Annotated in this window: 27 protein-coding genes and 1 riboswitch; of the genes, 8 read left to right on the top strand and 19 right to left on the bottom strand. The window is 71.5% G+C overall.

What is annotated here, in order from left to right:
• Window positions 1–46 precede the first annotated feature (46 nt).
• The 7 genes from K3N28_RS15305 to K3N28_RS15275 all read right to left on the bottom strand — a co-directional run bounded on the left by K3N28_RS15305 (window position 47) and on the right by K3N28_RS15275 (window position 6,356).
• On the bottom strand, window positions 47–493 hold the full coding sequence (locus tag K3N28_RS15305) for an NfeD family protein (RefSeq protein WP_228093419.1): 447 nt from the start codon (window positions 491–493) through the stop codon (window positions 47–49).
• A gap of 90 nt (window positions 494–583) precedes the next feature.
• A complete protein-coding gene (locus tag K3N28_RS15300) occupies window positions 584–1,639 on the bottom strand; it encodes a ferrochelatase (RefSeq protein ID WP_228093418.1) in 1,056 nt (351 codons plus the stop codon).
• A gap of 31 nt (window positions 1,640–1,670) precedes the next feature.
• Window positions 1,671–2,453, bottom strand: a complete 783-nt coding sequence (fabI, locus tag K3N28_RS15295; RefSeq protein WP_228093417.1) for an enoyl-ACP reductase FabI — start codon at window positions 2,451–2,453, stop codon at window positions 1,671–1,673.
• A 54-nt stretch (window positions 2,454–2,507) separates the two neighbouring features.
• Complete coding sequence (fabG, locus tag K3N28_RS15290; RefSeq protein ID WP_228093416.1) at window positions 2,508–3,212, bottom strand: 3-oxoacyl-ACP reductase FabG; 705 nt, start codon at window positions 3,210–3,212, stop codon at window positions 2,508–2,510.
• A gap of 140 nt (window positions 3,213–3,352) precedes the next feature.
• The gene (locus K3N28_RS15285; protein WP_228093415.1) at window positions 3,353–4,303 is read right to left on the bottom strand and encodes a VWA domain-containing protein; all 951 of its coding nucleotides are present in this window, start codon (window positions 4,301–4,303) and stop codon (window positions 3,353–3,355) included.
• 48 nt (window positions 4,304–4,351) lie between these two features.
• Entirely contained in the window at window positions 4,352–5,248 is an 897-nt protein-coding gene (locus tag K3N28_RS15280; RefSeq protein ID WP_228093414.1) for a DUF58 domain-containing protein, read from the bottom strand.
• Window positions 5,249–5,252: 4 nt separating this feature from the next.
• The gene (locus tag K3N28_RS15275) at window positions 5,253–6,356 is read right to left on the bottom strand and encodes a MoxR family ATPase (RefSeq protein WP_228093413.1); all 1,104 of its coding nucleotides are present in this window, start codon (window positions 6,354–6,356) and stop codon (window positions 5,253–5,255) included.
• A 405-nt stretch (window positions 6,357–6,761) separates the two neighbouring features.
• Between K3N28_RS15275 and K3N28_RS15270 the strand changes: the two genes are divergently transcribed.
• The 4 genes from K3N28_RS15270 to K3N28_RS15255 all read left to right on the top strand — a co-directional run bounded on the left by K3N28_RS15270 (window position 6,762) and on the right by K3N28_RS15255 (window position 9,565).
• The gene (locus K3N28_RS15270) at window positions 6,762–7,325 is read left to right on the top strand and encodes an alpha/beta hydrolase (RefSeq protein ID WP_228093412.1); all 564 of its coding nucleotides are present in this window, start codon (window positions 6,762–6,764) and stop codon (window positions 7,323–7,325) included.
• A gap of 62 nt (window positions 7,326–7,387) precedes the next feature.
• Complete coding sequence (locus K3N28_RS15265; protein WP_228093411.1) at window positions 7,388–7,585, top strand: hypothetical protein; 198 nt, start codon at window positions 7,388–7,390, stop codon at window positions 7,583–7,585.
• A 7-nt stretch (window positions 7,586–7,592) separates the two neighbouring features.
• The gene (locus K3N28_RS15260; protein WP_228093410.1) at window positions 7,593–8,099 is read left to right on the top strand and encodes a PH domain-containing protein; all 507 of its coding nucleotides are present in this window, start codon (window positions 7,593–7,595) and stop codon (window positions 8,097–8,099) included.
• Window positions 8,096–9,565, top strand: coding sequence for a PH domain-containing protein (locus K3N28_RS15255; RefSeq protein ID WP_228093409.1), 1,470 nt, complete (start codon window positions 8,096–8,098; stop codon window positions 9,563–9,565). The genes K3N28_RS15260 and K3N28_RS15255 overlap by 4 nt, the downstream gene beginning before the upstream one ends.
• Window positions 9,566–9,572: 7 nt before the next feature.
• Here the strand turns inward: K3N28_RS15255 and hisG are convergent, their stop codons facing one another.
• Together hisG and K3N28_RS15245 are read right to left on the bottom strand one after the other, a co-directional pair.
• Window positions 9,573–10,418, bottom strand: coding sequence for an ATP phosphoribosyltransferase (gene hisG, locus K3N28_RS15250; protein ID WP_228093408.1), 846 nt, complete (start codon window positions 10,416–10,418; stop codon window positions 9,573–9,575).
• Between the two features lie 21 nt (window positions 10,419–10,439).
• A complete protein-coding gene (locus tag K3N28_RS15245; RefSeq protein WP_228093407.1) occupies window positions 10,440–10,703 on the bottom strand; it encodes a phosphoribosyl-ATP diphosphatase in 264 nt (87 codons plus the stop codon).
• 227 nt (window positions 10,704–10,930) lie between these two features.
• Between K3N28_RS15245 and K3N28_RS15240 the strand changes: the two genes are divergently transcribed.
• Complete coding sequence (locus K3N28_RS15240) at window positions 10,931–11,638, top strand: hypothetical protein (RefSeq protein ID WP_228093406.1); 708 nt, start codon at window positions 10,931–10,933, stop codon at window positions 11,636–11,638.
• 48 nt (window positions 11,639–11,686) lie between these two features.
• Here K3N28_RS15240 and K3N28_RS15235 read toward each other — a convergent pair whose 3' ends face one another.
• Window positions 11,687–13,360, bottom strand: coding sequence for a glycoside hydrolase family 2 protein (locus tag K3N28_RS15235; protein ID WP_228093405.1), 1,674 nt, complete (start codon window positions 13,358–13,360; stop codon window positions 11,687–11,689).
• A gap of 80 nt (window positions 13,361–13,440) precedes the next feature.
• Window positions 13,441–14,193: a TetR/AcrR family transcriptional regulator gene (locus tag K3N28_RS15230; protein WP_228093404.1), complete on the bottom strand. Its 753-nt coding sequence runs from the start codon at window positions 14,191–14,193 to the stop codon at window positions 13,441–13,443.
• Between the two features lie 111 nt (window positions 14,194–14,304).
• Here K3N28_RS15230 and K3N28_RS15225 point away from each other — a divergent pair, with 111 nt between their 5' ends.
• A complete protein-coding gene (locus tag K3N28_RS15225) occupies window positions 14,305–15,231 on the top strand; it encodes an NmrA family NAD(P)-binding protein (RefSeq protein WP_228093403.1) in 927 nt (308 codons plus the stop codon).
• On the opposite strand, the gene K3N28_RS15220 is transcribed toward K3N28_RS15225, so the two are convergent.
• A complete protein-coding gene (locus tag K3N28_RS15220; protein ID WP_228093402.1) occupies window positions 15,228–15,509 on the bottom strand; it encodes a DUF1905 domain-containing protein in 282 nt (93 codons plus the stop codon). The genes K3N28_RS15225 and K3N28_RS15220 overlap by 4 nt on opposite strands.
• A 228-nt stretch (window positions 15,510–15,737) precedes the next feature.
• On the opposite strand from K3N28_RS15220, the gene K3N28_RS15215 reads away from it, so the two are divergent.
• Window positions 15,738–17,192, top strand: coding sequence for a glycosyltransferase family 39 protein (locus K3N28_RS15215; RefSeq protein ID WP_228093401.1), 1,455 nt, complete (start codon window positions 15,738–15,740; stop codon window positions 17,190–17,192).
• Window positions 17,193–17,205: 13 nt separating this feature from the next.
• On the opposite strand, the gene K3N28_RS15210 is transcribed toward K3N28_RS15215, so the two are convergent.
• On the bottom strand, window positions 17,206–17,652 hold the full coding sequence (locus K3N28_RS15210; RefSeq protein WP_228093400.1) for a VOC family protein: 447 nt from the start codon (window positions 17,650–17,652) through the stop codon (window positions 17,206–17,208).
• A gap of 97 nt (window positions 17,653–17,749) precedes the next feature.
• Between K3N28_RS15210 and K3N28_RS15205 the strand changes: the two genes are divergently transcribed.
• Window positions 17,750–18,346, top strand: a complete 597-nt coding sequence (locus K3N28_RS15205) for a TetR/AcrR family transcriptional regulator (RefSeq protein WP_228093399.1) — start codon at window positions 17,750–17,752, stop codon at window positions 18,344–18,346.
• Between the two features lie 35 nt (window positions 18,347–18,381).
• Here the strand turns inward: K3N28_RS15205 and ribH are convergent, their stop codons facing one another.
• The 6 genes from ribH to K3N28_RS15175 form a co-directional block, all read right to left on the bottom strand.
• Window positions 18,382–18,855, bottom strand: a complete 474-nt coding sequence (gene ribH, locus K3N28_RS15200; RefSeq protein WP_228093398.1) for a 6,7-dimethyl-8-ribityllumazine synthase — start codon at window positions 18,853–18,855, stop codon at window positions 18,382–18,384.
• A 1-nt stretch (window position 18,856) separates the two neighbouring features.
• Window positions 18,857–20,119, bottom strand: a complete 1,263-nt coding sequence (locus tag K3N28_RS15195; protein ID WP_228093397.1) for a bifunctional 3,4-dihydroxy-2-butanone-4-phosphate synthase/GTP cyclohydrolase II — start codon at window positions 20,117–20,119, stop codon at window positions 18,857–18,859.
• Window positions 20,119–20,757, bottom strand: coding sequence for a riboflavin synthase (locus K3N28_RS15190; protein WP_228093396.1), 639 nt, complete (start codon window positions 20,755–20,757; stop codon window positions 20,119–20,121). The genes K3N28_RS15195 and K3N28_RS15190 overlap by 1 nt, the downstream gene beginning before the upstream one ends.
• 94 nt (window positions 20,758–20,851) lie before the next feature.
• Window positions 20,852–20,993, bottom strand: a riboswitch (FMN riboswitch).
• 61 nt (window positions 20,994–21,054) lie between these two features.
• The gene (locus tag K3N28_RS15185; protein ID WP_228093395.1) at window positions 21,055–22,050 is read right to left on the bottom strand and encodes a diguanylate cyclase; all 996 of its coding nucleotides are present in this window, start codon (window positions 22,048–22,050) and stop codon (window positions 21,055–21,057) included.
• A gap of 331 nt (window positions 22,051–22,381) precedes the next feature.
• Window positions 22,382–23,077, bottom strand: a complete 696-nt coding sequence (rpe, locus tag K3N28_RS15180; RefSeq protein WP_228093394.1) for a ribulose-phosphate 3-epimerase — start codon at window positions 23,075–23,077, stop codon at window positions 22,382–22,384.
• A 64-nt stretch (window positions 23,078–23,141) separates the two neighbouring features.
• Window positions 23,142–24,494, bottom strand: coding sequence for a glycoside hydrolase family 6 protein (locus K3N28_RS15175; protein WP_228093393.1), 1,353 nt, complete (start codon window positions 24,492–24,494; stop codon window positions 23,142–23,144).
• Window positions 24,495–24,526: the final 32 nt, after the last annotated feature.

Raw genomic sequence — 24,526 nt, 5'->3', positions numbered from 1 at the left:
CAGCCTCCAGTGGTCTGGCGGATCGGCGGGCGTTGCACGGTTCGGTCTATGTCTGCTTCCAGACGATGACGGTGGCTCCCTTGATTTCTACCACTGTCACGTTGTCGCCGGGTTCCAGCACCTGATCGGGCTCGAGGGGGTAGGCGGTCCAGTTGTCGCCGGCGATCTCGACGAGGCCGCCGGTGAGGTCGACCTTCTCGACGACGCGGGCTTCGGCGCCTTCGATGGCGCGCGTGCCGAAGGAGCTCACGGCCCTGGTGCCGCCCTGGTCGCTCTCGAGGGCCTGTTTGAGGAAGGGGCGCAGTCCGAAGAGGGAGGCCACGGAGCCGGTGCCGAAGAGGACCACCTGGAGCCAGAAGGGCGCGCCCAGGGCGGCCCCGACGCCGGCGAGCACGGCTCCGACACCGACCATGGCGAGGACCAGGGTGCCGGTGAAGAGTTCGATCGCGCCGAGGATCACCGCGGCGATGATCCAGTAGAAAACGGAGTCCACACCGTAAGCATGTCACGTGCGGGGGCCTGGCGGTGATGACGGTGCCGGGCCCGCGCTCCCGGGTCTGCGGGAGCGGGGGCCCGGCGTCGTTCAGCGGCCTCGGTGCTTCTCGGGCGCGGGGGGCCTGCGGGCGGGGCAGCAGCCCTCGACCGTGGGGTCCCAGACCGGGAGTCTGCCGAGGCGTCGCAGCGGTGCGCCCTGGACGCGTTCGGCGACGAGCTCGCGGAACATGCCGACGAGGTGGGCGTCGACCCGGGGCGTGCCGGCCCGCAGGTAGCGCAGGCCGAGTTCGGCGGCGGTGTCCTTGGCCTCGTTGTCGAGGTCCCACAGCACTTCGATGTGGTCGGAGAGGAATCCGACGGGACTGACCACGACGGTGTCGACGCCTTCGGCGGCGAGCGTCTTGAGGTGGTCGTTGACATCGGGTTCGAGCCACGGCATCGACGGCGGGCCCGAGCGGGACTGCCAGACGACGTCGAAGGGCCCGTTCCAGTCGGCGTGCTCGGCGACGAGCGCGGCGGCTTCGGCGACCTGGTCGGCGTAGCGGGCGCCTTCGGGGCCCGAGCACTCCTCCGCGACGGTGGGGATGGAGTGGGCGGTGAAGACCACGCGGGTGTTCGAGCGGTCCTCGATCTGGTCGAGGCTCGCGCGGAGCTGGTCGGCGAAGCCGCCGATGAAGCCCGGGTGGTCGAAGAAGTGCCGGATCTTGTCGATCACGGGCGCGGACTCGCCGACGGCGGCGCGGGCGGCGTTGATGTCCTCGACGTACTGGCGGCACGAGGAGTACGAGCCGTAGGCGCTGGTGCACAGGGCGAGGGCGCGTTTGACGCCGTCGCCGGTCATCTGGGTGACCGCGTCGACGAGCATGGGCGGCCAGTTGCGGTTGCCCCAGTAGATCGGCAGGTCGATGTCGTGCGTGCGGAATTCGTGGCGCAGGGCCTCGATGACCTCGCGGCACCACTGGTTGATCGGCGAGATCCCGCCGAAGTGGTAGTAGTGCTCGGCGACTTCGGCGAGCCGTTCGTCGGGGATGCCGCGGCCGCGGGTGACGTTGCGCAGGAACGGCAGGACGTCGCCGGGGCCTTCGGGGCCGCCGAAGGAGACGAGCAGGACCGCGTCGTAGCCCTTGCCGGCTTGGTCGTTCATGGCTGATCCGTTGACGGACATGGCGGCTCCGCTACGAGTTCGTGCGCTCTACACCGACGGCGTGGAAGCCGCCGTCGACGTGCAGGATCTCGCCGCTGGTGGCCGGGAACAGGTCGGACAGGAGCGCGGCGCAGGCCTTGGCGACGGGCTCGGAGTCCGTGAGGGACCAGCCGAGCGGGGCGCGCTTGGTCCAGGCCTCCTCGAAGGCCTCGAAGCCGGGGATGGACTTGGCGGCCATGGTGCGCTGCGGGCCGGCGGACACGAGGTTGACGCGGATGCCCTTGGGGCCCAGGTCGCGGGCGAGGTAGCGGTTGGCGGACTCGAGGCCGGCCTTGGCCACGCCCATCCAGTCGTAGACGGGCCAGGCCTGGCTCGCGTCGAAGGTGAGGCCGACGACGGAGCCCCCGTTCCCCATCAGCGGCAGGCAGGCCATGGCCAGGGACTTGTAGGAGAAGGTCGAGACCTGGAGTGCGGTGGCGACGTCCTCCCAGGGGGTGTTCAGGAAGTTCCCGCCGAGCGCCGAGGGCGGGGCGAAGGCGATGGCGTGCAGGACGCCGTCGAGGCCGTCGACGTGCTCGCGGACCTTGTCGGCGAGGCCGTCGAGCTGCTCGGGGTCGGTGGCGTCGAGCTCGATGACCGGGGCGGGCTTGGGGAGCTTGTTGGCGATGCGCTCGACCAGGGACATGCGCCCGAAGCCGGTGAGGACGACTTCGGCGCCCTGCTCCTGCGCGTACTTGGCCACGCCGAAGCCGAGGGACTGCTCGGTGATCACACCGGTGATGAGCAGTCGTTTGCCGTCCAAGATTCCAGTCATCTGTTCCTCCGTGGTCGTTATTCGTAGTGTGGGAAGGTGCGGCCCCGCGAGCGGCTAGTGGCCCATGCCCAGGCCGCCGTCGACGGGGATGACCGCGCCGTTGACGTAGCCGGCGGCGTCGCCGGCGAGCCAGGTGACGGCCCCGGCGATCTCGTCGGAGGTCGCGAAGCGCTTGGCGGGGATCGAGTCGAGGTAGGCCTGGCGCTGGGCCTCGGGGAGCGCGTCGGTCATGTCCGTCTGGACGAAGCCGGGGGCGACGACGTTCGCGGTGATGTTCCGCGAGCCGAGCTCGCGGGTGATCGAGCGGGCGAGGCCGACGAGGCCGGCCTTGGAGGCGGCGTAGTTGGTCTGCCCGGCGTTGCCGTAGAGGCCGACCACCGAGGAGATGAAGATCATGCGCCCGAACTTGGCGCGGAGCATCTTCGAGGAGGCGCGCTTGGCGACCCGCCACGCGCCTTTGAGGTTGGTGTCGACGACGCGCTCGAACTGGTCCTCGCTCATGCGCAGCAGGAGGGTGTCGTCGGTGATGCCGGCGTTGGCGACGAGGATCTCGACGGGGCCGAACTTGCCTTCGACGTCGGTGAACGCGGCGTCGACGGAGTCGGTGTCGGTGATGTCGCACTGGATGCCGTAGAGGCCCTCGGGCGCGCCGGTGCCGCGGTGGGTGACGGCGACGTTGTCGCCTCGGGCCGCGAAGGCCTGGGCGATAGCGAGACCGATCCCGCGATTGCCTCCGGTGACGAGGACCGTGCGCGCCATTGTTCGAACTCCTCAAGTTTCTTTGTACGAAGCCACCGACGATCGTACTGACGGTCTGCCGCGTCGGCGAAGGGGCCTTCACGCACCGTGTGGTACCCGCCTCAGGCGGCGGGGACCGGCGGGGGCCCGCCGAGGAGGGGCTAGGTGAGGCGGGAGGTCCAGGCGAGACTGAGGCCCGCGGCGGTGAAGAGCAGGATCATCGCGGCGCCGATGAACCACTGCGAGACGTCCCGCGCGATGGTGCGATAGCCGAGGGAGGAGCCCATGTCCTCGTAGACGGCGCGGAGCTGGTCGACGGTGACGGCCTCGTAGTACTCGCCGCCGGTGGACTCGGCGAGCCCGGCGAGGGCCTCGCGGTCGACGGGCACGGACACGAGTTCCTGGTCGAGTTCGATGACGCCCTCGTCGGTGCCGAAGGCGACGGTGGAGACGGGGATCTCGGCCGCGGCGGCGGCCTCCCCCGCCTCCTCGACGGTGCGCCCGGCGGTGCGGTAGCCGTCGGAGAGCAGGAGGATGCGCGCGGGGGCGAGTTCACCGGTGGCGTCGGGCATGACCTGCTGGACCGCCTGGAGGGAGGCGAAGACGGCGTCACCGGTGGCGGTGGCCTCGGCGAGGGTGAGGCCCTGGATCGCGGAGGCGACCTCGGCGCGGTTCTTGGTGGGGGGCACGACGACGGAGGCGTAGCCGGCGAAGGAGACGAGGCCGACGTTGTACTGCTCGGGGAGTTCGTCCACGAAGTCGGCGGCGGCGGTCTTGGCCGCGTCGATGCGGGTCGGGTCCACGTCGCTGGCCATCATGGACAGTGACACGTCGATGGCGAGGATGACCGTGGCCCGCTCCTGGGGTTCCTCGACGTCGACCGCGGGACGGGTCATGCCGCCGACGAGGACGGCGAGGGCGAGGACGAGCAGCCCGGCCGGGAGGTGGCGGCGCCAGCCGGGGACCTTCGGGGCGATCTTGGCCAGGAGCGAGGCGTTCGCGAACCTGACGGCGATCCGCTTGCGGGCGAACTGGGCCCAGACGTACACCGCGGCGAGCGCGGCGACGGGGACGAGGCCCAGCAGCCACATCGGTTCGAGCAGGCGGATCAACGGTTCTCCTTCTGTGGTTGCGGGACCGGGCTCCTTGCGGACCGGTCGTCAGCGATAGGCGGCGAGGTGGCGGCGCTGGGCGATGAACGCGGCGATGTCGCGCAGCCAGTCCGACCCGGTGGACAGGCGCAGGTGGGCCGCGCCGCCGGAGCGGATGCCGTCGGCGATCCGGGCGCGCTGCTCGGCGGCGGCCTCGGCGTAGCGGGCGCGGAAGCGGGCGTTGCCGGTCTGGACTTCGACCACGGCGCCGGTCTCGGGGTCCACGAGGTCGAGCACGCCGACGTCGGGGAGCGCGAGCTCGGCCGGGTCGACGACCTCGACGCACAGCACCTGCTGGCGCACCGCGAGGCGGCGCAGTTCGCGCGACCAGTCACTGGGGTGGTCCTCGTCCTCCAAGAAGTCGGAGATGACGATGGCGAGGCCGCGTCTGCGGGCGTGGCGGCGGGTCTTGTCGATGAGGTCGGCGAGGTCGCCGGCCCCTTCGCCGCGCGGGAGCGCGGTGACGGCGCGCAGGAGCGAGCGGGCGCCGCCGCGGCCGGGCCGGGGCGGGATGGCCTTGGCCGGGCCGCCTTCGGTGACGACCGCGCCGATGCGGTTGCCGCCGCGGCCGGCGAGGTAGGCGAAGGCGGCGACCGCGCCTTCGGCGAGTTCGCGTTTGAGCATGCCGACGGTGCCGAAGTCGAGGCTCGGCGAGAGGTCGATCGCCAGCCACGTCTCGAGTTCGCGGTCGGCGATGGTGGTGCGCACGTGCGGGACGGTGGTCCGCGCGGTCACGGGCCAGTCCATGCGGCGCACGTCGTCTCCGGCGCGGTACTCGCGGGCCTCGCCGGGCTCGGAGCCGGGCCCGGGCAGCAGGCCGAGGTAGTCGCCGTGGAGGAGCCCGTCGAGGCGGCGGGTGACGAGCAGCTGCAGGCGGTCGAGGGCGCGCAGGTCGGCGACGTTCACGCGGCTACCAGGCCCCCGGCTGCTGCGGCTGCGCCGGTTGGTACGACTCGCTCGCCGGCCGCGGCGCGGCGTCCTGGCGCGGGGAGACCGTGGGGGCCGGGACGGCGGCGAGGAGTTGGCCGACGAGCTGGTCGGCGCTGATGCCGTCGGCCATCGCGTCGTAGGAGAGCACGAGCCGGTGGCGCAGCACGTCGGGCGCGATGTCGTCGAGGTCCTGCGGGAGGGCGTAGTCGCGGCCGCGCAGGAGCGCGATGGCGCGGGTGGCGCGGATGAGGCCGAGGGAGGCGCGCGGGCTGGCGCCGTACTGGATGTGCCGGGCGATGGCGCCCAGGCCCGCGGCGGCGGGGGTGCGGGTGGCCATGACGATGCGCACGGCGTAGTCGACGAGGGCGTTGTGGATGAACACGCCGTCGGCGGCCTGCTGGAGGCGCAGGAGGTCGTCGGTGTCGAGGATCCGTTCGGGGACGGGGGTGTCCACGCCCATGCGGAAGACGATCTCGCGCTCTTCGGCGTCGGTGGGGTAGCCGACGTTGATCTTGAACAGGAAGCGGTCGCGCTGGGCCTCGGGGAGCGGGTAGACCCCCTCCTGCTCGATCGGGTTCTGGGTGGCCATGACCAGGAAGGGCTTGGGGAGCACGTGCGTCTGGCCGCCGATGGAGATGCGGCCCTCGGCCATGACCTCGAGCATCGCGGACTGGACTTTGGCGGGGGCGCGGTTGATCTCGTCGGCGAGGACGAAGTTGGTGTAGACCGGGCCGAGCTCGACGTCGAAGGACTCGGAGGACTGGCGGTAGATGCGGGTGCCGACGATGTCGGCGGGCACCAGGTCCGGGGTGAACTGGATGCGCTGGAAGTCGGCGCCGACGACGCTCGCCATGGTCTCGACCGCGAGGGTCTTGGCGACGCCGGGCACGCCCTCGATGAGGCAGTGCCCGCGGGCCAGGAGCGCGGCGAACATGCGCTCGACGAGGGCGTCCTGGCCGACGATGACCTTCTTGATCTCGAACAGCGCCTTCTCCAGCAGGGCGGCGTTCTCGGCAGGGGTCGTCCGATCGGCTGAGCGATCGGACGTGCGGTCGTTCGATCGGTCGGCCTCGGGTGCTCCCATGTCGGCTCCTCCACGCGGGTCGGTCTGGTGCTGTCGATACTAATTCGCCCGTTCGAGGATGGCAGGGGGCCGCGGAGACCCGCGCGGCGCACTCGCACCGCGTTTTGTCGGGAACCCGACAGTTTGCTCCGAACCCCTTGGGGCGCATGGGGTCTACACTGCCACATCCCTGTCATGGCAAACCGTGGGCGGTATTTGCCCAGGAGCGTGACACGCCGCGCGGATTCAATCCGTTGCTGCGATTTGTCTGAGCGCTATGCTTTCAATTGCCCGCACGACTTCCCCCGTGGTCGTGCGGGCCTCGTGCGTTTCAGGGACCCCGTGCGGGGCCCGTCGCTCCGGGCCGCTCGTCCGCCGCGCTCCGCGTTCTCGCCGTCGCGGCTCAGCGGCCTTAGAATTCCTCACATGTCCCGTCGCCGTCAGGCACTCCTGCTTCCAGGGCGCAACTACAGCGTCCAGGGGCCGCTGCTGATGTTCACCCACGTGGCCCTGCAGTCCCGCGGCGCCCACACCTACCCGCTCAAGTGGAAGGACGTGGACCGGCTCGCCGCCGACGAGCAGACCATGATCGAGGGCGTGTGCGAGCAGACCGAGGCGGTGCTCGACCGCGTCCACAACGACGACCCGCCGCTGCTGGTGGGCAAGTCGCTCGGCTCCGCCGCCGCGGTGCTGGCGGCCCACCACGGGCTCCCGGCGATCTGGTTCACCCCGCTGCTCCAGCACTACCCCATCGTGCAGGCCCTGCGGCGCGCGACCGCGCCGTTCCTCCTCATCGGCGGCAGCGCCGACCCCGCGTGGAACAAGACGCTCGCGAGCGACCTGCCCGGGGAGGTCTGCGAGGTCAGCGGCGCCGACCACGGCATGTTCATCCGCGGCCGGCCGCTGGTGGACTCGGCGCACGCGCTGGCGGACGTCATCGAGGCCGTCGAGCACTTCGTCGACACGGCCGTGTGGCCCCGCCGCGGGTGAGCCTCCACCGATTCCGCGCCGCGCGTTCGCCGATCCGGCCGCGCCTGGCGCAGAATCGCCGTGTGACTCCCGATGAAGCGCCCGTCTGCTCCGCGCGGGGCTGCCGCGACGACGCGACCTGGATGCTGCTGTGGCGCAATCCGAAGATCCACGGGCCCGAGCGCGTGAAGCGGTGGGCCGCCTGCGACGAGCACCTGGAGAGCCTGCGCGGGTTCCTCACCGCTCGCGGATTCCCGTGCGAGGCTCGGAAAGTGACATGATCGAGCGATGAACGCAAGAGCCGTCCCCGTGTGGGACCTGTGGCCCGAGGACCTCGAATGGCAGCCGATGTCGCGCCGACTGCGGACGGTGTGGGTGCTGCGGAGCCTGCTCAACGTCCTGATCCTGGCCGTCGTCGCGGCGGTCCCGCTGACGATCTGGCTCGGCTGGGACGGCCTGCTGTGGGCCCTCGGCGGCTATGTCGTGCTCGCGGGCCTGCGGGTCCTCACCGTCACGCGCTTGGTCGCGACCTGGGGTTACGCCGAACGGGAGGAGGACCTCCTGGTGCGGCACGGCCTGCTGACGCGCCGGTTGAGCATCGTCCCCTACGGGCGGATCCAGCTCATCGACCTCTCGGCCGGACCGATCGAGCGGATGTTCGGGCTCACCACGGTGCAGGTGCGCACCGCGGCCCTCGGCTCGACCACCGAGGTGCCCGGGCTCGACCCGCCCGTGGCCTCCGCGCTGCGCGACCGGCTGGCCGTGCGGGCCGCCGAGGTCCGGGAGGGCCTGTGAGCGACGCGCACCCGCACACCGGCCCGACCGGCGAGGAGCCCGCTCCCCCGCCGGCGCCCCAGCCGTTCGGCCCCGAGGTCTCCCAGCCGTCCGCCGCGCTCCCCACCGGCGTGCCGCGCCAGCGCCTGCACCCGCTCACGCCGCTGCTGGAGAGCTTCCGGTTCTTCGCCGCGGTCCTGGCCGCCGCCGGGATTCAGGTGTTCACCTCGCGGAACTTCGTGTTCCCCATCATCCTCGCGGTGGTGGCCGCGGTCGCCGGCGGCGTCGCGAGCCTCATCGCGCTCCAGTACCGGGGCTTCGTGATCTGGGGCCGGGAGCTGCACATCTTCGGCGGCGTGTTCACCCGCAGCCACCGCACGGTGCCGCTCGACCGGCTCCAGTCGGTGGACCTGGCGCGGCCGCTGCGCGCCCGCCTGTTCGGTTTGGCGCAGTTGAACATCGAGGTGGCCGGAGGCGACGGGACGGACGCCCGGCTCGCGTACCTCAAGGTCGACCGGGCGCTGGGGCTGCGCGCCGAGCTGCTGGCGATCGCGGGCCGGCCCGTGACGCCGACCGCGGCGCCGGTCGCCGCGGCGGGCTCGGAGGCGCCGGTCGAGGAGGCCGCCGGACCGGCCCCGATGGTGCCGCCGATTCCGGTGCGCAAGCTGGCGCTGGCGTCGCTGCTGGAGGCGCTGCCGGTGCAGGTGACCGCGCTGGTGCTGCTCGGGACGGCGTTCGCGGTGACCGGGGCGATCTTCGGGTTCAGCACGGTCGCGACGACGCTGTGGGTCGGGTTCTTCGCTCCGGCGCTGCTGGGGTACCTCCAGAGCACGGTGTCGGCGGTGAACAAGTTCCTGCGCAACTGCCGGTTCCGGTTGGCCCGCGACGGCGGGAGCCTGCTCATCGAGCGGGGGCTGACGGACACGAGCCACGAGACGGTGCCGGTGGACCGGGTGACGGCGGTCTGCTTCGACGAGCCGGTGCTGTGGCGCTCGCGCGGGTGGCGGCGCGTCGAGGTGTGGACGGCGGCCGTGGCCCAGCAGGGCGGCGCGGGCCTGGCCCGGTCCACGACGATGCTGCCGGTGGGCGAGCCCGACCAGGTGGCGCTGGTGGCCGCGGAGGCGGTGCCCGAGCTGGCGTCCCGGTTCGAGGTGCGCCTCCCGCCGCGGCGGGCGCGCTGGCGGATGCCGCTGCGGTGGAAGAAGACCGGCGCGATCTTGGAGGAGCAGGTGTTCGTGGTCCGGAACGGGCTGCTGGTGAACACCTATACCGCGCTTCCGTACGCGCGGATCCAGTCGGTGCGGGTGGTGCAGGGGCCGCTGCAGCGGCTGCAGGGACTCGCCTCGGTGTACGCGATGACCGCCGGGGGCGTCGGCAACGTCGCGACGGCGCGCCACCGCGAGGCGCACGAAGCGGTCGCGATGGCCGCCGAGCTGCGCCGGCGGGCCGACGCGGCCGCGGCGCTCGAGACGCCGCGGCTCGCGTAGCGCGCGCTCAGAGCCGGCAGGCGTCGATGTTGGAGGCGAGGATCCCGCGGGCGCCGAGCTCGTAGAGCGCGTCCATGACGCGGTGGAGGTCGGCGCGCTCGGTCATCGACTGGACGGCGACCCACCCTTCCCGATGCAACGGCGAGACGGTCGGCGACTCGATGCCGGGCGTCAGCTCGACGGCGGCTTCGAGGAGCTCGGCGCGCACGTCGTAGGCGAGCATGACGTACGAGCGGGCCACGAGGACGCCCCGCAGGCGCCGCAGGAGCTGCTCGACCGCGGCGGTGTCGCCGTTGCCGCTCTTGCGGACCAGGACCGCCTCGGAGCGCATGATCGGGTCGCCGAAGACGGCGAGCCCGGCCTGCTTGAGGGTGGTACCGGTCTCGACCACGTCGGCGATCGCGTCGGCGACGCCCAGGGCGATGGCGTTCTCGACCGCCCCGGCGAGCTTCACGATGGAGGCCTTGACGCCGTGGCGTTCGAGGTCGCCGCGGACCACGCCGGGGAACGAGGTGGCGATGCGCTTGCCGTCGAGCCCGGCGACCGAGTCGACGGCGCCGGGCCGGGCGGCGTAGCGGAAGGTGGAGCGGCCGAAGCCGAGCGGGAGGACCTCTTCGACGTCCTCGCCGGAGTTGACGGCGAGGTCCTGCCCGGTGATGCCGAGGTCCAGGTCGCCGGAGGCCACATAGGTGGCGATGTCGCCGGGACGCAGGTAGAAGAACTCGACGCCGTTCTCGGTGTCGAGGGACTGGAGGTCGCGGCTGGAGCCGCGCTGGCGGTAGCCGGCCTCCGTGAGCATGTCGGTGGCGCCCTGGGAGAGCGACCCCTTGTTGGGCACGGCGATGCGGAGCATGCGATGGCCTTCTTTCGGGAGCTAGAGGTACCGGTAGACGTCGTCGGGGGTGAGGCCGCGCGCGACCATCATCACCTGGAGGTGGTAGAGGAGCTGGGAGATCTCCTCGGCCGCGGCCTCGTCCGACTCGTACTCGGCGGCCATCCAGACCTCGGCCGCCTCTTCGACGATCTTCTTGCCGATGGCATGGACGCCCGCGTCGAGCTGGGCGACGGTGCCCGAGCCCTCGGGTCGGGTGGCGGCTTTCTCGGCGAGTTCGGCGTAGAGCTGCTCGAAGGTCTTCACGACCGGGAATTCTACGTGGCGGACCGGGCGGCGGCGCGGCGGAATCGCCCCGGGCACCGCTCCGCGGGACGGCGAGACCGGCGTCACGCGGGTCACTTCTCGGGGCGTAACGGGTATAGACATTAATTGGGTCGCATGATCTAATTAATGAATCGACATTCGTGATTGCCTAAGGCGATCCGGGTGTCGGTGCCTGAAACCGAGATCACGAGAAAGGCGTGCCCGTCATGCGACGCAGATCGCTCCTCACCGCCGCGCTGGCCGCTCCACTGGCCACCGCGGGCGCCGTCGGCGCCCTCCAATCCCCGGCACAGGCCGCCGCCTGGTCCTCCTCCGACCGCTGGGCCACCTGGCAGAACGGCGGCTACACGCTCTACAACAACATCTGGGGATCCGGCTACGGATCCCAGTCGATCTGGGCCAACTCCTACAGCAACTGGGGCGTGTGGGCCGACCACCCGAACACCGGCGGCATCAAGTCCTACCCGAACGTGTCCCGCACGCTCGGCCGCAACGTCTCCAACATGGGGAACGTCTCCAGCTCCTTCAACGTCACCGTGCCCACCAGCGGCTCGGGGCTGGCCTACAACACCGCCTACGACGTGTGGGGCAACGGCCACGCGCACGAGATCATGATCTGGACCCAGTGGTACGGCCCGGTCGGGCCGATCGGCGGCCGCCAGACCACCGTCAACCTCGGCGGCCGCACCTGGAACTACCACCAGGGCAGCAACGGCTCCAACCCGGTCTACAGCTTCCTGGCGCAAAACCAGTTCACCAGCGGGTCGGTGAACATCACCGCGATCTGCCAGTGGCTGGTCAACACCGGGCGGATGCCGAACGTCCGCATCGACCAGATCCAGCTCGGCTGGGAGATCACCTCGTCCTCGGGGGGCCGCGACTTCCGGATGAACAGCTACTCGCTGAGCACCTAGGGCCGCGCACGACGCCGGGCCCGCGCGCGGGCCCGGCGTCTCGCCGTCTCAGGCCTCGCGGCGGAAGCGCTCGCGCACCGCGTGGAAGGCCTGCTTGGGACGGCGGTACTCGTCGACCAGGCCCTTGTCGTTGACGCCGCGGGGCCGCTTGAGCGCCATCTCGCGGTGCTCGGTGGTCCGGAAGTCGCCGAGCACCCACACACCCAGGCCGGAGATGCGGTCCTGGCCGTCCATGACGTGGTCCACGACCGTGCTCAGCAGCTCGGCCTGGTACGCCTCGGTCCACAGTGAACCGCGCTGGTCGTTCCAGCCGGGCACGGCCCCCGCGCCGATCTCGGAGACGATGAGCGGCTTGTCCGCGTGGCCCTCGGCGTCGACGTGCGCGGCGATGCGGTCGAGTTCGGCGGGGACGTCGGCCACGTCGCCGAAGTACCAGCCCGGATAGGTGTTCACGCTGACGACGTCGGCCAGGTCGAGGCACCGGTCCTCGTAGACGTTGAGGGTCGCGTACGTGACCGGCCGGGTCGGGTCGATCTCCTTCAGGCGCCCGAGGAGCCGCTCGTAGACCGGGCGGCCGTCCGCCGACCAGCTCGGACACTCGTTGAGCACGCCCCACAGGACGATCGACGGGTGGTTCTGAGCGGCGGCGACCATCGCGTCGAGGTGCGCCAGCTGGGCGTCGACGAAGACCGGATCGGTGAGGTGCTCGACCGGGTACTGCCAGCCGACCGACTCGCACCACACGAGGATCCCGGCCTCGTCGCACAGGTCCAGGAAGAGCGGGTCGAGCGGGTAGTGGCTGCCGCGCACGAAGTTCGCGCCCAGGTCGCGCAGCTGCTGCACGTCCGCGACCAGGAGCGCCGGCGGCTGCGAGTGGCCGAACTGCGGGTGAGCCTCGTGGCGGTTGACGCCGAGGAGCCGGACCGGCTCGCCGTTCAGGGTGAGGCGGCCGTCGGCGGTCGCGACCTCGCGCAGGCCGAAGCGCTCGCGCAGGTCGTCGTCGCCGAGGGCGACCGTGAGGGTCGCGAGCCGCGGGTCGGTGGTCGACCACGGTGCGAGCCGAGGGATCGTGAAGGACCGGGTGATCGAGCCGGAGGATTCGAGCTCGACCGTCTCGGCGAGGAGGCCGCGGCCGTCGCAGTCGATCGCGAGCGCGGCCGGGCCGGGCCGGTCGGCGGTGTAGTCGACCCGGACCTCGATGCGCCGCTCGGCGACCGAGACCGTGTCGATCTTGAGGCCCTCGATCCACGCCTCGCCGAGGCGGTGGAGTTCGACGCCGCGGCTGATGCCCCCGTAGTGGTACCAGTCGAAGTGCTCCATGTGCAGCGGCGCGCGCTCCCCGAAGCGGTTGTCGACCAGGACGGTGATCTCCGCGGGGCCGGCTTCGGCGTCGGTGTCAGTGGTGAAGGCGGTGAAGCCGCCGGCATGGTCGCGGAGCGGCTCGCCGTTCCAGAAGACGCGGCACCAGTGCTGGACGCCGTGGAAGACCAGCCGCTGGCGGCCGGCCTCGACGCGGACGCGGGTGCGGTAGGCGGCGAGGCCGCGCCGCGCGTTGTAGGCGGGCGTGGCGTCGAAGCAGCCGGGCACGGCCATGACGTCGTCGTAGGCGATCCGGTCGAGGGCGACGTCGTCCGGGTCGACGTCGCCGAGGTAGGCGAAGTCCCAGATCCCGTCGAGGCGGGTGACCGGGCGCCGCTCGTGCACCGTGAATCTGCGGGTCATTGCGTAGGCCTCCGTGGGGGTCGCCGTGCGGTGGCAACGATCCTAGGCGAACGGTTGCCACTCGGCTCACGGCCTCGGGGTCAGGCCGCTTTCCGCTTGTCCCGGAACGCCTTCTGGCGGCACGCCGAGGAGCAGTACGTCGCGGGGCGACCGGTCGCGGTCAGCGCGATCGGTCCGCCGCAGACCGGACAGGACCGTTCCGTTACGGATATTTCGTTACTAGTCTCAGTCGCGACCCTTGTTTCGTTACGATCCTCGGGGTTTCGTTCGACCCGGAGGACGTCCCAGAAGGCGCGGGTGAGGCGGCCCGCCCGCTCGGGCGAGGCGGCGGCCAGGGCCATGCCGACACACCCGGAGAGCACGGCTCGGACGTCTTGGAAGTCCAGGTCGGAGCGGACGGCACCCGCCCGCTGCGCCCGTCTCAGCAGCTCGGCGAGCGGCGCGTCGACCACGCAGTGCCCGTCGAGTTTCGAGGGCTCCTGCCAGTCGCCGCGCGCGGCGAGGGCCTCGCAGATCGCACGGTTGGCGAGGGACTGGCCGGTGAGGAACTCCAGGTACTCGAAGAACGCGTTCTCGGGGTCCTCGCGGCGCAGCATGGCGGCCCCGGTGTCGCCGAGCAGGAGGAGCCGCTGGTCGAGCACGGTCGCGAGCAGGGCGTCCTTGGTCGGAAAGTGCCGGTAGACGGTGCCCGCGCCCACGCCCGCCTCGGTGGCGATCTCCCCCAGGGAGACCGCGGTGCCGCGCTCGCCGAACAGCCGGTCGGCCGTCTCCAGGACTTTGCGGCGGTTGCGCTGGGCATCGATGCGCTCGGTCCGCTTCGCCGTGGTCGGCATGGCGTGCCCCCTCTCGCGTTCGCCGATAAACGGGTGTAGTGTTCCGTTTCATCAACCGGGTTGCCGACTCCGATACTAGTCGGCGCTCCTCGGTACGGAAAGGACCGCTCCATGTCTTCCCACACCGCAGACCGCTCTGCGACGACCGTCCTCGTGACCGGTGCGACCGGCCGCCAAGGCGGGGCCGTGACCGCCCGCCTCCTCGCCGACGGCTGGCGGGTCCGGGCGCTCACCCGCGACCCCGAAGGCCCGAAAGCCAAGGCGCTCAAGGAGGCCGGCGTCGAAGTCGTCGGGGGCGACCTCGACGACCGCGACTCGCTCGACCGGGCCGCGAAAGGCGCCTGGGGCGCCTTCAGCGTCCACGCCGGCGCCTATGAAGGCGGCCCCTACGACCACGACCGCGAACACGAGGCCCGGTCGGCGGCCAAGCTCGCGGCGGCGGCGAAGGACGCGGGCGTCGCCCACGTCGTCCACTCCTCCGCGGTCGGCGTGGGAGGGCCGCTGGAACCGGCGATGGACATGCTCCAGCACAAGGGGGCGGCGGAGCGCGCGCTCCGAGAGAGCGGGCTGTCCCTGACGATCCTGCGACCGACGGCCTTCATGGAGAACGCGTTCGACTCCATCAGGGAGCTCCGGAACGGCGCGCTCGTCTCACCGCTGCGGGCCGACACGTACGAGCCCTTGATCGCCGCGGCCGACATCGCCGCGTTCGCGGCGCTCGCGTTCGCCGACCCCGAACGCCACCGCGGGAAGGTGTACGAACTGGCCGGGGACGACCTGACCCAGGCCGAGAAGGCGGCGCTCATCGGCCGGGTCACCGGACGGGAGGTGCCGTACGTGTCGATCCCCATCGAGCAGATCGCCGCCGACAGCCCTTCGACGGCGACGATGATCGCTCTGATCAACGAGCACCGGATGGAGGTCGACATCCCCGCGCTGCGGGCGATCCACCCCGGTCTGCTCACCTTCGAGCAGTGGATGACCGGAGTCGGCAAGCCCCTGGTGGACGCCTACTTCGCGAGGATCGACGCCGCTTAGGTGAGGCGCCGGGTGAGGTGGACGGTCACCTCGTCGCCCGCGGCGCCCTTGCCGATGGCCTTGCACAGCGCGGCCCGCACGGGAAGCCAGTGCGGGCCCTCCCCGGAGGGCATCAGCGTGGCGGCGAACTCGTGGCCGTCCATCGTCCCGGTCACCTTCACCGCCTTCCGGGTGCCGAGCAGCTCGGCCGAGTCGGTGACGGTCAGGTAGGTCGGGAACGACCCGTCCTTCTCGATGGGGGCGGTGAAGGTGTAGTCGATCGCCTGCGGTTCGCTCATGTCGGCTCCTTTGTCGGTTCTGACGGTAAGGACGAGGCGAGCGGTCCGGATTCATCGCCCGTGGACGCCAACGTGCTTCGCCGCTCCCCCGGCGGGTTCGCGATCCGCACGGGCGCTTCGCGAACGGACTGGGGAGTCGATCGGGACCCTCGGCCCCGGCGGGCTTGCGGGACCGCGCGTCTTGCGGAATGCTCTGAGGACCGGAGCGACCCCTCGAAAGGCCTGCCGATGCGCCCTCCCCTCTTCCGTCTGCACCCGGCCCTGGCGAGCCTCGCGCTCGCCGCGGTCCTCTCGGCGGTGAACGGCCGCTATGACTACCATCGCGACGAGTTGTACTTCCTGATACTGGAGCGCGCCTGGGGCTACGTCGACCAGGGGCCGCTCACGCCCCTGCTGGGGCACCTGTCGATCGCGGTCTTCGGCGACACCGTCTGGGCGTTCCGGTTCCCCTCGGTGCTCTGCATGGTCGGGATGCTGTGGCTCGCGGCGCTGCTCACGCGCGAACTCGGCGGCGGCAGGGCCGCCCAGGCGCTCTGCGTCTGGGGTCTGGCGTTCGCCGGGGTCGCGTTGGCCTTCGGGCACGTGCTGTCGACCGCGACCGTCGACCTCGTGGTGTGGACGGCGGTGCTGCTGTTCGCGGTGCGGGCGCTCCTGCGGGATCGTCCTCAGTGGTGGCTCGCGGTCGGCGCGGTCGCCGGGATCGGCCTCTACAACAAGCATCTCATCGTGCTGCTGCTCATCAGCCTCGGAGCGGCGCTGCTGGCCGTGGGACCGCGCCGGGCGCTGGTTTCCAGATGGCTGTGGGCCGGCGTCGCCCTGGCGTTCGTGATCGGCTCGCCGAATCTGATCTACCAGGCCCAGCACGGTTGGCCGCAGCTGGAGATGGCCTCGGCGATCGCCGAAGGCGACGGCGCCGAGAACCGCATCACCCTGCTGCCCTTCCAATTCCTGCTGCTGGGCCTGTTCCTCGTGCCGATCTGGGTCACCGGGCTGATCGCGCTGCTGCGGCGACCGGCATGGCGGCCGGTCCGGGCCCTGGCGGTGGCCTACCCGGTCCTGCTGGCGATCGTCCTCGCCGCCGGCGGGCAGATGTACTACTCGATCGGCCTGGTCGTCGCCCTCTACGCGGCCGGGTGCGCCCCGGTGGCGGCGTGGGCGGCTTCGCAGGGCCGCCGAGCGCTCCTCGTGGCCGCGGTCGGCTTGAACACGGCGGTCTCCGCGGTGGTCGCGCTGCCGCTGATCCCCGTCGAGGCCGTCGGCGACACGCCGATCCCGGCCATGAACGACACGGTGCCCGACCAGATCGGCTGGCAGACGTACGCCCGCCAAGCGAGCGTCTTCCAATCGATGACGCCTGAAGAGAAGGACCGGACCGTCACCGTCACCGCGAACTACGGCGAAGCGGGCGCCCTCCTCGAATACGCCGTCGAGAGCGGCCCGGTCTACAGCGGCCACAACGAGCTGTTCGCGTACGGTCCGCCCCCGGAGTCGGCGACGACGGTGATCACCGTGGGACTGCCGTTGGACCGCATGGAGGAGTACTTCGACGAGTGCCTCGCCGTCGCGGTGCTGGACAACAACGTCGGGGTCGAGAACGAGGAGCAGGGCCGGACCGTCGGCGTCTGCCGCGGTCGGACCCTGCCGTGGGCCGAGTTGTGGCCCGAGTTCCGCCATTACGACTGAACGCCCCCGGACCTCACACCTGGGGCCGCGGTTCGTGCCCGGGGGCGTACTGCTCGACGTAGTCCCCGCGCGCCGGGATGACCGTGATGACGTCGACCATGACCCCGTCCGGGGCCGCGACGATGAAGTGACGCTGGCCGAAGTCCTCGGTGCGCAGCGGCAGCAGCTCCCGCAGGCCCGCCTCATCGACGAGGCGGGCGTGCTCGGCGTCCACGTCGTCGACCTCGAAGTTGAGGATCAGGCCGCCGTTGAGCGGGGTCCGGTGACCGGCGGGGATCGTCGGATGCGCGCTGTCGAGCAGCGCCAGCTCGTACTGCGGGGCGTCCGGGCGGTGGAGGCTGACGTACCAGTCGGCGGTGAAGACGGCCTCGAAGCCGAAGTGGCGCACGTAGAAGTCGTGCGCGGCGGCCACGTCCTCGGTGGCGATCACCGGATAGAAGCTGCTGAGTGCGGTGCCCATGGCGGTCTCCTGCGGATCGAAGGAATTCACATACCCTGGGTATGTGTATTTCGATGCTAACATACCTCGGGTATGTGAGTCGAGGGATGGGGGGCGCATGTCAGGGACGAGAAGCGAGCAGCGGGCGGCGACGCGGCGGGCGCTGCTGGAGGAGGGACGGCGGCGGTTCGCCGCCGACGGCTACCACGACGTGGTCCTCGCCGAGGTCGCGAACGGCATCGGGGTCACCAAAGGGGCCGCGTACCACCACTTCGGCAGCAAATCGGGGCTCTTCCGGGCCGTGGTCGCCGAAGTGCAGGAGGAGCTGGGCGCGCGCGTCGCGCGCGAGGCCGGGCGGTTCGCGGACCCGTGGGAGCAGCTGCGGGCCGGATGCCGGGCGTTCCTGGCGGCCGGGGCCGACCCGGCCGTGCGCCGCATACTGCTGGTGGACGCCCCGACCGTCCTCGGATGGGACGAGTGGCGGGCCATGGACGAGGACGCCTCCGCGCGCCACCTCGGCGACGCGCTCCGGACGCTCATCGACGCGGGCGTCATCGCCGACCAGCCGGTGGAGCCGCTGTCGCGGCTCCTGTCGGGCGCGATGAACGAGGCCGCGCTGTGGCTGGCCCGCTCGCCCGACCCCGGTGCGCTCGCGGCGACCGAGCGGGCCCTGGACCGGCTGCTCGAGGGCCTGCGGGCCGGCATGGACGCGTGACGGGCCCGGCCGACCGGCCGGGCCCGCACCTGCCGCTAGGCGTCGAGCGAGCGGATGGCCAGCGCCGCGCCGAGAGCGGCGACGACTGCCTCGTAGCCTTTGTCCTCAGTGGAGTCGGGGAATCCGGCGCGGGCGAGCGCCTGCTCCTGGTCGTCCACCGTGAGCACGCCGTGGGCCACGGGGGTCGCCTCGTCGAGGGCGACCCGGGTGAGCCCCTCGGTGACGGACTTGCAGACGTAGTCGAAGTGGGCGGTGCCGCCGCGGATGACGGTGCCGAGGGCGACCACGGCGTCGTATCGGCGGGCGAGGGCCTGGGCGGCGATCGGCAGTTCGACGGCCCCGGCCACGTGGATGACCTTGACGTCGCTCACTTTGGCGTCCGCCGCCGCCTCGAGGGCGCGCTTCTCGAGCTGGCCGACCACCCCGGCGTTCCAGTCGGTGGCGACGATGCCGAGGGTGAGCCCGGCGGCGTCGGGGACGGCGATCTCGGGTGCTCCGTGTCCGGCCATGTCAGGCGGCGTCCTTTGCGAGTTCGGGCTGCGCGGGCAGCGCGGGCGCGGGCAGGTCGGCGAGCAGGTGCCCCATGCGGTCGCGCTTGGTGGTCAGGTAGGCGAGGTTGTCGGGCGTGGCGTAGGTCGGCAGGGCGACCCGGTCGATGACCTCCAGGCCGTGGCCCTCGATGCCGGCGCGCTTGTCCGGGTTGTTGGTGAGCAGCCGCATCGACTTGATGCCGAGGTCGGCCAGGATCTGCGCGCCGATGGCCCAGTCGCGGGCGTCGGCGGGCAGGCCCAGTTCGAGGTTGGCGTCGACGGTGTCGCGGCCCTGGTCCTGCAGCTGGTAGGCCTGGAGCTTGTGGACCAGGCCGATGCCGCGGCCCTCGTGGCCGCGCATGTAGAGCACGACCCCGCGGCCTTCGGCCTCGACGGCGCGCAGCGCGGCCTGGAGCTGGGGCCCGCAGTCGCAGCGCAGGGAGCCGAAGGCGTCGCCGGTGAGGCATTCGGAGTGGACGCGGACGAGGACGTCCATGCCGTCGCCGATGTCGCCCTTGACGAGGGCGACGTGCTCGTTGCCGTCGTGGACGGCGCGGTACCCGACGGCGGTGAACTGCCCGGCCTCCAGGGGGAGGCGGGCCTCGGCGAGGCGCTTGACGTGGACCTCGTTGCGCTGGCGCCATTCGGCGAGGTCGGCGACGGTGATGAGGACCAGGCCGTGCTCGTCGGCGAACTCCCGGAGCTCGGGGAGCCGCATCATGGTGCCGTCGTCGTTCATCATCTCGGAGATGGCGCCGACGGGCTGTTTCCCGGCGAGGCGGGTGAGGTCGACGGCGGCCTCGGTGTGGCCGCGGCGGACGAGGACGCCGCCGTCCTTGGCGCGCAGCGGGACGACGTGGCCGGGCCGGTTGAGGTCGGTCGCGAGCGTCTCGGGGTCGCCGAGGACCCGGACGGTCTGGGCGCGGTCGGCGGCCGAGATGCCGGTGGTGACGCCCTTGCGGGCGTCGACGGAGACGGCGAAGGCGGTGCCCTTGTAGTCCTGGTTGGTGTGGTGCGCCGGGGGCAGGTCGAGCCGGTCCGCGGTGTCGGAGGGCATGGCGACGCAGACGTAGCCGCCGGTGTGGCGGATGGTGAAGGCCATGAGTTCCGGGGTGGCGTCTTCGGCGGCGAAGACGATGTCGCCCTCGTTCTCGCGGTCGGCGTCGTCGGCGACGATCACGGGCCGACCGGCGGCGATGGCGGCGATGGCGTCTTCGACGCGGTCGAGGCGGATCTCGTTCATCAGATGCTCCCGGCTGACTGGAGGAGTTTCTCGACGTGCTTGGCGACGACGTCGGTCTCGATGTGGACGGGGTCACCGACCTGCTTGCGCCCCAAGGTGGTCCATTCGAGCGTGGTGGGGATGAGACCGACGGAGAACTCGTCGCCCTCGACCTGCGTGACGGTGAGCGAGGTGCCGTCGACGGTGATGGAGCCCTTCTCGACCACGTACTTGGCGAGGCCCTGCGGAAGCCGGAAGGTGACTTCCTCCCATTCTGGGGCGGCCGAGGACTCAGCGTTCACTCCGGTCCGGGTGGTGGGGGGAGAAGGGTTGGCCGTGCGCTTGACGATCTCGGCGACGCCGTCGACGTGGCCCTGCACGAGGTGCCCGCCGAGGCGGGTGGTGAGGGTCGCGGCGCGCTCGAGGTTGACCTTGTCGCCGACCTCGAGTTTGCCGATGACCGTGCGGCGGTAGGTCTCCTCCATGACGTCGGCGGTGAAGACGTCGCCTTCGACGCTGACGACGGTGAGGCAGCAGCCGTTGACGCTGATGGAGTCGCCGAGAGCGGCGTCGGAGGCGACGACGGGCCCGCGGACGGCCAGGAACGCTTCACTGACCTTGACGACTTCGCCGAGTTCTTCGACGATTCCGGTGAACACGGTTGAAACTCCCTACCTGCTGCGAATCTGGACGCACGCAGGCGGGGGCAAGAGAAGTCCGCGCAGCAGGCCCGCCTGAAGGCGGCCTCCTGCGCTGCGTCTGCTCCCATCCGGACTTTGACCGTCGGTCCTGGATTCTCACCAGGTCAACCGTCCACTGGATGCGGACGGGTCGCGGACTCGCGGCCTTGGCCGCTCACCGCCGGCTCGGAGTTTCACCGACCCCGCTGACGCGCGTTTGCTATTACGAATTGTGCCACGGGCGAATCGAGGTGTCCCTATTCCGTGACAGTCCTCTCATCGGGGCCGGTCGTTGGTCCAGAAGACGGGTCGGCGGCCCGTCCGGCCGGGGATACGGCCTTCGGGGAAGGCCACGTAGTTGCCGGAGTGGGATTTGGCGACGCTCTTGAGGGCGGTGGCCTCGGCGACGGCCTCGTAGGCGTCGGCGAAGCGGCGGTGCGTGGAGAGGGCGACGCCGGTGGAGAGGGTGGGCAGGCGCGAGCGGGTCATGCGCCGGGAGGTGGTGCGGTCGGCGTGCTCGATGTAGCCGCGTTCGACGTCGCGGGGGTCGCACAGCTGGCGGACGCGGCGGGCGAAGTGGTCGTTGAGGAAGCCGGTGACGGCCTCGACGTGCTCGGGCAGGCAGAGGATGGTGAAGTCGTCGCCGCCGACGTGCCCGAGGAAGACCGGGGCGGCCCCGGCGTCGCCGGCGGCGGCGTAGACGCATTCGGCGAGACCCTTGATGAACTCGTCGCCGCGCATGAACCCGTAGACGTCGTTGACCGCTTTGAACTGGTCGATGTCGATGTAGCACAAGGCGAACGGGTCGCCGCGTTTGATCCAGGACTGGAGTTCGCGCAGGATCCGGTCGTTGCCGGGCATGCCGGTGAGCGGCGAGGACTCGCGGACTTCGCGGTGGCGGCGGATCGCCGAGTCGATGCGGGCGGAGACCTCGGCGGGGTCGAAGGGCTTGGCGATGTAGTCGTCGGCGCCGGCCTTGAGCCCGGCGATCTTGTCGGCCGAGGAGGGCTGGGCGCCCAGCAGGATGAGCGGGAGGCTCGCGGTGGCCGGGTCGGCGCGGAGCTGCCTGGTGAGGGCGAGCCCGTCAATGAACGGCAGGTCGGATTCGAGCAGGACGATGCCGGGCCGTCGCAGCGCGATCCCGGCGAGCGCCTGGTAGCCGTCGCGGGCGAGCGCGGTGTCGAACCCGTCGGCCCTCAGGCGGGCCGCCAGGAATTCGGCGATCTCGGCGTCGGCGTCGGCGATGAGCACCAGGTCGGGAGGATTAGCCACGGCGTCGGCTCGTTGCGGGGCGAGGGCGGGTGCGACGGGGGCGGGCCGGGCCGCCGCGCAGCGGCATCCGGTCGGGGCCGGTCCGACGGAGGTGCGCCGGGCCGCCGCGCAGCGGCGTCCGGTTCGGGTGGTGGAGGGTTGGACGGGAGTGAGCGCGGCCGCCGCGTAGCGACGTCCGGTTCGGGTGGTGGAGGGTTGGACGGGAGTGAGCGCGGCCGCCGCGCAGCGGCGTCCGGTTCGGGTGGTGGAGGGTTGGACGGGAGTGAGCGCGGCCGCCGCGTAGCGACGTCCGGTTCGGGTGGTGGAGGGTGACGGGAGGGCCCATGGCGGCTCACGCTGATGATCGCGCCGCGTCGGCGCGGGCGCGCAGGCGCCGGGCCGCATCGGCGGGGTCGTCCGCGCCGTAGACCGCGGTGCCGGCGACGAACGCGTCGGCTCCGGCTTCGGCGGCGGCGGCGATGGTGTCGTCGGCGATGCCGCCGTCGACTTCGATGCGCAGCTCGAGGTGTCCGGCGTCGGCGTGCGCGCGCGCGGTGCGGACCTTGTCGAGCAGTTCGGGGATGAAGGACTGGCCGCCGAACCCGGCCTTGATGGTCATGATGAGGAGGGTGTCGAACGCCGGGAGGAGGTCGAGGTAGTCCTCGACGGGCGTGTCGCGGTCGATCGCGAGGCCGGCCTTGGCGCCCGCGGCGCGCAGGTCCTTGGCGAGGGCCACGGGATCGGCGGCGGCCTCGGCGTGGAAGGTCACGTTGTAGGCGCCGAGCTCGGCGTACCCGGTGGCCCACCGCTCGGGGGCCTCGATCATGAGGTGGCAGTCGAGCGGGATGTCCGTGGACGCCTTGAGGGACTTGACGACCGGCGGGCCGAGCGTGAGGTTGGGGACGAAGTGGTTGTCCATGACGTCGACGTGGAGCCAGTCGACCGAGCCTTCGACGGCGGCGGCCGCCTCGGCGAGGCGGGCGAAGTCCGCCGCCAGGAGACTGGGAGCGATGACGGTGTCGGCCTGCGCCGCTTGGAACTGTGCCACACGCACAGTGTAGGTCGCGAAACCGCGACGCAGGCCGGACACCTCGTCCCTGATGTGGTTCAGGTCAGCAGGCGACCTCCATGCCGGCCGCGGGGCCGGAGGCGACGAAGCCGAAGAGCTCCTTGGTCTGACCCGCCGCGACGCTGGCGTTCCAGCCGACGTCCTTGGCGGTCACGGTGGATCCCGAGGTGCTCAGCTGGGTGTTCCAGCTGCTCGTGACCGATTGGGAGCCGGGCCAGGTCCACGAGACGGTCCAGCCGTTGACGGCCTGGTCGGAGGTCATCGAGACCTTGCCCTGCCAGCCCGAGTCCCAGGAGCTGACGACTTCGATGTGGACGGTGCAGTCCGTCTCGCCCGGGCCGCCGGTGGTGGGCTCGTCGCTGGTGGGGTCGTCCGAGGTCGGGTCGGTGACCGGGTCGGTCGGCTCGACGTCGCCGGGCCAGTCGCTGCCGGCGTTACTGGCGAGCTGGTAGGCCAGGTCGGGGATGAACTGGCCCGCGGAGCCGGCGCAGCCGTCGGCTTCGCCGGGGAGCTTGACCCACAGGAAGGCGTCGACGCCGTTGACGCCGGTGGAGGTGGTCGGGAAGTCACCGATGGCGCGCCCGGCCGGGTCGCACCACTCGTCGCCGGCGGGGCCGTTGCCGTTGCGGCTGGTGTCGATCACCGCGCCCTTGTCGGACCCGATGATGTTCTGGATCTGCTGCGCGTAGGCGCTGGACTCCTCGGTGGTGCGGTAGTTGGAGGTGTTGAGCGCGAAGCCGTCGGCGTACTGGACGCCCGCGTCCCGGAGGCGCTGGGCGGCCGTGGCGGGGGCGAGCCAGTTGGAGTGGCCGATGTCGATGTAGACCTTGGCCTGGGACTCGGCGTTCTTGATGGCCTGCACCGCGTGGGTCAGCGACTGGTTGATCTGCTGGCGTTCGCTCTCGTTGGCGCAGTTGTGCGGGAGGGTGTCGGGCTCGAGGACGATGTAGGCGGGCCCGGAGAGCCCGGCGGCGAACTGGTCGACCCATTGCCGGTAGGACTGGTGGTCGGGGGCCCCGCCGCCGGAGTGGCCGCCGCAGTCGCGGTTGGGGATGTTGTAGACGACCATGATCGGCGCGGCGCCGTCGGCGGACGCCGCGGCGACCACGGATTCGACGTCGGCCTTGATCGTGGAGGGGTTGTGCCTGGTGAACCAGTTGCCCGCCGGGGTCTCGGCGATGCGGTCGCGGATCATGGCCGCGCGGGAGTCGTTCGGGTTCGCCGCGACCCAGCGGGCCGCCTGCGTATCGGGGTTCGTCCACAGTGCTTGCGCCTGTGCCGACACGTCGTCCTGCGCGCCCGCGTTCGGGCTGAGGAGGAAGCCTGCGCCGAGTGCCGCCACGGCCGCCGTGGCCGCTCCCGCGACGATCGCCGCGAGTCGCTGTCGTCGTTTCATCTGGTGCTCCTTGGGTTCGTAGATGCCGGTAA

The organism is Glycomyces sp. TRM65418 (genome assembly GCF_019710475.1).
Lineage (GTDB): Bacteria > Actinomycetota > Actinomycetes > Mycobacteriales > Micromonosporaceae > Glycomyces.
This window is presented reverse-complemented; position numbering and strand designations above follow the sequence as displayed.